The 6932-nt window shown below is 39.6% G+C and carries 8 protein-coding genes; 3 read left to right on the top strand and 5 right to left on the bottom strand.

Features of this window, described 5'->3' with window-relative positions:
- From AAC037_RS16470 to AAC037_RS16450, 5 genes are all read right to left on the bottom strand, one after another.
- On the bottom strand, nucleotides 1-861 hold an 861-nt coding region (locus AAC037_RS16470), incomplete at its 3' end, for a TonB-dependent receptor (RefSeq protein ID WP_339904078.1).
- Between the two features lie 327 nt (nucleotides 862-1188).
- A complete protein-coding gene (locus AAC037_RS16465) occupies nucleotides 1189-1530 on the bottom strand; it encodes a hypothetical protein (protein WP_339904077.1) in 342 nt (113 codons plus the stop codon).
- Nucleotides 1531-1859: 329 nt separating this feature from the next.
- Nucleotides 1860-2864 carry an ABC transporter permease subunit gene (locus AAC037_RS16460; RefSeq protein ID WP_339904076.1) on the bottom strand — a complete coding sequence of 335 codons (1005 nt, stop codon included), beginning with the start codon at nucleotides 2862-2864 and terminating at the stop codon, nucleotides 1860-1862.
- The gene (locus tag AAC037_RS16455; protein WP_339904074.1) at nucleotides 2861-3829 is read right to left on the bottom strand and encodes an ABC transporter ATP-binding protein; all 969 of its coding nucleotides are present in this window, start codon (nucleotides 3827-3829) and stop codon (nucleotides 2861-2863) included. Before AAC037_RS16455 ends, AAC037_RS16460 begins: the two co-directional genes overlap by 4 nt.
- 7 nt (nucleotides 3830-3836) lie before the next feature.
- On the bottom strand, nucleotides 3837-4694 hold the full coding sequence (locus tag AAC037_RS16450) for an NEW3 domain-containing protein (RefSeq protein ID WP_339904073.1): 858 nt from the start codon (nucleotides 4692-4694) through the stop codon (nucleotides 3837-3839).
- Between the two features lie 220 nt (nucleotides 4695-4914).
- Here AAC037_RS16450 and AAC037_RS16445 point away from each other — a divergent pair, with 220 nt between their 5' ends.
- The 3 genes from AAC037_RS16445 to AAC037_RS16435 all read left to right on the top strand — a co-directional run.
- A complete protein-coding gene (locus AAC037_RS16445; RefSeq protein WP_339904072.1) occupies nucleotides 4915-5739 on the top strand; it encodes a LytTR family DNA-binding domain-containing protein in 825 nt (274 codons plus the stop codon).
- A gap of 105 nt (nucleotides 5740-5844) precedes the next feature.
- Nucleotides 5845-6225 carry a hypothetical protein gene (locus AAC037_RS16440; protein WP_339904070.1) on the top strand — a complete coding sequence of 127 codons (381 nt, stop codon included), beginning with the start codon at nucleotides 5845-5847 and terminating at the stop codon, nucleotides 6223-6225.
- A 217-nt stretch (nucleotides 6226-6442) separates the two neighbouring features.
- The coding region (locus AAC037_RS16435; RefSeq protein WP_339904068.1) for a Uma2 family endonuclease at nucleotides 6443-6932 on the top strand (490 nt) is incomplete at its 3' end.

Genomic DNA, 6932 nt, shown 5'->3' with positions numbered 1-6932 from the left:
GTACCAAAACATGCGAGGGTTGATGGTATAGCGTTCAAATTCAGGAATAGCGGTGAGCCCTATGCCTGCCGGATCATAGGCTGTGCCTTTATTATAAGAGGCAAAAACCGTGGTTCCAATTTTACCGTACCTTTCCGAGTAAAACCCACTGAGATCCAATCCTAAAGCCGAGGTCCCATTGACCATAAAATTTAATTCTCTGTCTTCCCCGGGGGTTTTGGATATTAAGTTGACCAAACCGGCAATGGCTCCTCCACCATACAGGGTAGAAGAAGCCCCTTTGATTACTTCTACCTGCTTGAGATCAAGAGGGGCAATTTGCATCAGGCTTAAGCCTCCCGAATAACCGGAATACAAGGGAAGGCCGTCTCTTAGTAACTGGGTGTACTTCCCATCCAGGCCTTGGATCCTGATACTTGAATTATAACTGGTGGCTGAAGTTTGTTGGGTCTGAATCCCTGTGCTTTCATTCAATAGCATACGGATATCACCCGGTTTCATGTTTCCTTTTTCCGCCAGTTCCTCCCCGGCAATAACTTCTACCCGCGAAGGAACATCTTCTATGGTTCTGCCACTCCTGGTGGAAGTGACCAGCACCTCTTCCATCTCCTCATGGGCATGCCCCATCAATAAGTTCAGCTCACCTTCCATTGGAAAAGACTGCTCCAATTCCATGGATTCATATCCTAAATGGGTCACCAATAAAGTATATTTTCCATTTGGAATTTCATCTATGGAAATTTTACCAAGAATATCACTGGATGCTCCTTTCTCCAATTGTGGAAAATAGACGGACACACCAAATAGCGCTTCCTTCGATTCCTCATCCTTGATCGTGACTGTAAATGTATTTTGTGACATGGCAGTGCCGTATAGGCAAAGTATTATCAGTACTGTGACAATGTGTTTCACTGTAATTAATTAATAGTTGATTGATTGAAAAATAATGGTGTGTAATTAAACCGGAAACAAGGAATGGGAACACCATCTGACTCATTTAGCTTTAACTAAAATCCTATACTGTTCTTCCATGTGGTTTTTTTTTGTAGCCAAGGGTACAAAAAAAAATCACTGGAACAAAATGATTTAGGCCGTTTTGTTGCGTCACTTTTGGCAACAATAATGACAAAATCTTTACCAATAAAAGTCAGTATTCCGGTTTAAATTACCTCAATGTACGTAGGTAGATTAAGCCTTTGGTGGCTTGAAAAAGGATTTGACGAGAATAAAAGGCTTGAATTCCGACCTAATTCCGGAAATTGTTCCATTGATCTCCTGAAAAGTTAAAGCTGGAAATTCAACTTGCTGAAGTATAATACCCGGACAATGGCCACAGGTAAAGAAAGGGGAACATAATCCCGATCCAGGAAAAGCTCCTTGTACAGGTTCATCAGCACAAGAACCTACCTCATCCACACAACTTTCTGAAGGAGGGCAACAAGGAAGAATGGATAGAGAAAGCACAATAGGGATCATAAGAGCTATAAATAGCCTTCTGATAAAAAATTGCTTTTTGTTCTTTTTTTCCATTTTATGGGTTGCCAACTATTGAAAATAAATACTTTCACATAATTTATTTTGCCTGCCAAAGTTATCCAATTCTATTTCTTTAAAAAAGTATTATGAGATAAACACTTTGATATAATGACCGATAATCAATAGCCTCCAGCAACATTGGATTGTCCTTAATACCTTTAGCCCGGTCTGCACTTGAAACCTAACACAGGACCTACGCTATCAATACTAGGATCAAACAAGTTGATATTTTTAAAGTAAAAGTGCTGTTTGAAGATTTCCTCTTTGCAAAGCAAAGCCATAACCTCCAAACAGCTTTATTTATATTAAACCAGGAAAAAGAATCATGTCCTTATTTCTCTTCTCATAAAAAGGTAATAGGAAAATGCAAAACAAAGCAAGGTAGCTGCTATCAGACCGGTTAATTGAGGCCAAACGATCAGCAGACTGTCCCTAATGGAAAGTGGTGAAGGAATGGCCCCGGCCATTTGTTCCATGGTAACCGGTCCCAAGCTTCTCACAGAGGGCATCAATAAGGTTGTTGTTGCATCTGCGTATAGTTGACTTGGAGCCAATCGAAGAATATTCAATATCATTTCATTGAGATGCATGACTTGCATCTGAGACAATTCACCGGCACCTGAGGTAAGCATGGTAACCACCATATTGACAACAATCTGATAGAAAACGGTGAAAAATAACCAGATACCAATTGCTGTTAGCGCAGAAGTGGATGCCTGCTTAAAGACAATGGAAAGTAAAATAGAAAGGCCTAGCCAAAAACCCACATAAACAGTACAGAGCACCATAAAACATAGTATTCTTATCAGCTCTTCGATTTCTATCATTACACCTGTAATGAGCATTCCTCCTCCGATCATTAATAAAGAGAGCGAGAGCAATAATGTTCCTACCAGTAAAAGTGAACTTACAAATTTTGACAAGAGCAAATTGTCTCGATAAATAGGCTGGGCCATTATCCTCGTCAGGGTTCCGTTTTGTTGTTCTGAATTAATGGCATCAAAGCCAAGACTGATTCCCAATAGGGGGCCTAAAAAATTAAGAAAAACATGAAACGGTGGCAAGGTTCCCTCAGTGGTGGTCAACAATTTAAGGTACAAGAAAAGGGTTTCCAAATCTTTAACCTTGGCTACTGTGTCTTTTATATTGTTCATGGCCACTGCAGTTGCCCCCCAAAAGGTAAGGACAACGAGCACCAATAGTATTATAAACCTCCAACTGCGAATATGACCGGCTATCTCCTTTTTTACCAATATCCAAAAAGGGTTCTGCTGCTTTTCATCGCGCACAGAAGCATTAAAATCCAACGCATTTATGATTCCTTTCATTGATCTATATTCTCCTTTATTGTGTTTTCAAAATACTTTTGATAAATATCCTCCAGTCCATATTCTTTCTTTTGGACTCCCATGATAGGATACCCTTTTTCCACCAAAAACCGGACAATATCAGGGGTAACATCCTCACTCCCTGAGATCCATGCATCATGAGCTTCTACTGAAATTTCCTTTATTGAGGGAAACTTTAGTAATTCCGTCTCATGCTTCCAAGGTAGGTCAATGGGGTTTTTAAAAGTTACATTTACCTCAAAGGATTTTCCTGTAAAAAGGCGGCTAGAAAGCGAAGCAATATCCCCTTCTATCAAAAGCTCCCCATCCACAAAAATCCCAACCCTATCACAAACCTGCTGCACTTGGTGAAGGTGGTGTGATGAAAGCAATACCGTAAGTCCCTTTTCCCTACTTAGCCGTAAAATCAAGGACAGAAATTCCTTAACCCCACTCGGATCAATACCTAAAGTAGGCTCGTCCAATATTACCACCTGAGGTTTTTTAATCAACACTTCTGCCAACCCCAGGCGTTGCTTCATTCCTCTTGAATAGGCCGCTGTTTTCTTATGAATGGCCTCTTCCGGCAAGCCGACCATATCCATTACCGCTATCGCATCTTTTCGGACTTCACTACGAGGAATACCGTTCAATTCACCGATATACATCAGGTTTTCCAAGGCAGACATATTATCATAAAATCCGACATTATCCGGCATATAACCCACCACTTTCTTTACAGCTAGGGGATTTTTGGTTGAATTTACACCACAAACATGGGCTGTTCCCGCACTCGGCTCCGTTAGCCCCATCATCATCAATATAGTGGTGGTCTTTCCGGCACCATTTGGGCCCAATAAGCCAAATATTTCCCCTTTGTTAATGGTGAGATCCAATTCATTAACCGCAGTGAAAGTGCCATATTTCTTTGTCAGGCCTTTCAGTGCTATTACCTGCTTATCCATGACCTATTTATCTTCTTCCGAACTTTCGAATCAATACATAAACAAAACCAACTGCAATCAATATTATCAAAATACCAATTCCACCGGACAATAGAGATGTTTTCACTGTCACCCTATAGGTTGCTGTACTTGTACTATCTGAGTTTTTGGCAGTAAACTTACTTACATAATCTCCTGCCAAAGTTTTATTAGGAACTGATAAAGTAGCAATCACATCTGCACTTTTGCCAGGCTCAAGCTCTTCCAATTCAGAGGGGGAAAAGCTTACCTCCCATTTTGATGGAGTATTCGAAGTAAGCGTAATTTCATTTAAAGGAAGTGAACCTGTATTGATAACTTTTAAGTGAATTTCAGTGTTTTTTCCCTCTGTAATCTCCCCACTCAAACGTCCGGAAGGGGTAGTTAGCTCTAAATCATAGGCTCCTTCTACAACTGCTTCAAGATCCAAATCCATTGAGTCGTTTTCAGATTTTGCATGTATTGGGAAGGTATACTTGTCTGGAGCTGCATCATGAGCAGGTTTCACCTCAACATTGATACTTTCGGATTTCCCGGGTTCCAAATTAATGGAGGTGACTTGACTTCCTCTGGCCTTGAAAACCAGCCTCCAGCCCTTCGGAGCTTCAGCGCTGAGTTCATAAACCTGGGTCTTGTTAGCGTTGTTTTTTAGGGTGGTCTGAAAACGAAAAGTCTCATTAACAGGAGCTTCAATATTAAACAGACGTGCGGTAAAAGAGGATTCAGATGCTGAATTTTGGGCTGAAACTGTAATTGATATAAGGGTAAACAAAAGGACTAATGATAATGGAGAAAACCATTTCTCGCCCCTTCTGAGGCCTTTTTTCTGTAAATAAACGGCTGACATAATAATAAATAAATGAAGTTTATAAATTAAATTAATAAAGTAAAATCTTAGTCTATTTATCCTATGATAGCTATCCTGATAGCGGCTCCAATTATAAAATCACAGAAAAAAAAATACAAGCAATTAACTTTTTTTAACAAATCCCCAATACTTCATTTTTAGGAAAATTGTCTTGTAGCTTATTAGGCTTTTCAACTTTCCATTGTTTAAATTTAAGGCGATGAAAAAGAAAAATAATCTATTAAACGCTGAATTCAACCTACTCAAGCATAACTGGGAAAAACTGGTTTTAATAGGTTTTTGCACCTTATTTTCAATCCTTTTCATAAATCTATACACCCCTTTCAGGATAGATCAATGGGAAGCGGACCAAGGACTGTCCCAATTTATTAGGCTTTCAGGGTTTGGAATTATCGGCGGAATTGTTTTGAGTCTTTCCCAGTTTGTCTTAAAACCTTTACTCAAAGGAGAATCTAAAGTGATTTATTTTATTTACTGGACAACGCTAGAAGTTTTGGCACTTGCCCTTGTTTTCTATGGATTATATGGCAGCCATGGTTCCAACTTCTTTTCTGAATATTTGATTAGCCTGAAATATACCTTTCTGGGCTTATTGATCCCCTATACATTGGCTTTATGTTTTATCTTCATTTTCCGCAAACAAAATGAAAGTCAAAACTCACCGGAATCGATCAACTCCCCCCATAATATTATAAGCTTACGAGATGAATACGGAAACCACAGGTTATCTTTAAAATCATCCGACATCTTATTTATCGAAGCTGCAGATAACTATTCCGTCATCTACTATAAAGACAGTGGTGTAATCAAAAAAGAAATGCTTAGAAGTTCTTTAAAAGCCCTTGCGGAACAATTAAAAGATCACGCCATTAAAAGATGTCATAGGTCATATCTGGTCAATGTGCAAAATGTAAAATTGGCAAAAAAAGCTTCAGGTAAAGTCAGCCTGCACCTGGAAGGCAGCACGTCAATCGTCCCTGTATCACGCAAATTCACCCCTGAATTTGATCATTTATTACACTGATATCGGTCATTCCTCCCTAAATAGAGGCCTAAAACCCTATTTTTCATACAGCAGCTTCCCAGCACTTAACTTTGTTTCATTATGTATAACCAAAATCACAATATCATGAAAAATTTAAGTGCATTATTACTGTTGTTATTTGCTGTAACATCATTTACTCAGGAGGTGAAGGCCTTTGAAATCCCATCTAAATATGAAGGCGCATGGGCATACGAATGCTATGATGCTCCTTACCCCTATCACGAAGGCACGGTGCTTATCGCAAATAAGGACAAAGCAACTTCAGTAAAAGTTACTTTTAAAAATGGGCAATCCGTTTGGGGAAAAAATGTAAATGTAAAAGAAGGAAAATTATCCTTTGAGGTATACGTGGAAGGAAACATGGTAAAAACTGTACTGGAACAAAAAGGCGAAAAAGTGATTGGAAAAGCCAATTCACCTGAGGGAGTTATGAACTTGGTGGTTAAGAAAAAAGCAGAAAAATAAGCGATTCAAGGTATTACTTGAAAATAAAATTAGCCCAAAGTCTATAAGCTTTGGGCTTTTACCATTTTAAAAAGAAAAGCCGATGTAAATTCATAATATTAATCACACACCTTGGCACCTACGGTTTTGTTTTCCTTTCCAACCTATCCTTTTAGTCCACTAGCGATTTTAACCAAATCTTGTTATCTTTATTAGTCAACCTCGGTTTACGCAAAAGATGGAAAAGTCAAAAGATAAAGTCAAAGAACCCTTTTCTGCCTATGGAAGCTATTCCTATGCAGACTACCTCTCCTGGCAGCTGGATGAGATGGTGGAATTGATTCGGGGAAAAGTATTCAGGCAAGCTGCAGCAGCCCCTCGTCGAATTCATCAAGAGCTTACGGTAGCCTTGGTTACGCGAATTCATGGATTTTTAAAAGGAGGAAGCTGTAAGGTGTATACCGCCCCCTTTGATGTACGCCTTCCGGTCTCTTCCAGAAAGCACAAGGATATCGATACCGTAGTGCAGCCTGACCTATGTGTAGTCTGCGATCGGGAAAAATTGGATGAATTAGGCTGTGTGGGTGCCCCCGACTTGGTGGTAGAAATCCTCTCTCCCGGAAACAATAAAAAGGAGCTACAATTAAAATACGAGGTGTACGAGGCCTCCGGAGTAAAGGAATACTGGGTAATCCATCCTGACGAGCGTACCTTGTTGATCTATACCT

The sequence above is a fragment of the uncultured Cyclobacterium sp. genome, from assembly GCF_963976465.1.
Lineage (GTDB): Bacteria > Bacteroidota > Bacteroidia > Cytophagales > Cyclobacteriaceae > Cyclobacterium.
This window is presented reverse-complemented; position numbering and strand designations above follow the sequence as displayed.

What these genes read in the sequence shown, in the direction of transcription:
- AAC037_RS16440 (WP_339904070.1), top strand. Translation starts at nt 5,845, where the DNA reads ATGAAAAATTTAAGTGCATTATTACTGTTGTTATTTGCTGTAACATCA.
- AAC037_RS16445 (WP_339904072.1), top strand. Translation starts at nt 4,915, where the DNA reads ATGAAAAAGAAAAATAATCTATTAAACGCTGAATTCAACCTACTCAAG.
- AAC037_RS16455 (WP_339904074.1), bottom strand. Translation starts at nt 3,829, where the DNA reads ATGGATAAGCAGGTAATAGCACTGAAAGGCCTGACAAAGAAATATGGC.
- AAC037_RS16460 (WP_339904076.1), bottom strand. Translation starts at nt 2,864, where the DNA reads ATGAAAGGAATCATAAATGCGTTGGATTTTAATGCTTCTGTGCGCGAT.
- AAC037_RS16465 (WP_339904077.1), bottom strand. Translation starts at nt 1,530, where the DNA reads ATGGAAAAAAAGAACAAAAAGCAATTTTTTATCAGAAGGCTATTTATA.
- AAC037_RS16450 (WP_339904073.1), bottom strand. Translation starts at nt 4,694, where the DNA reads ATGTCAGCCGTTTATTTACAGAAAAAAGGCCTCAGAAGGGGCGAGAAA.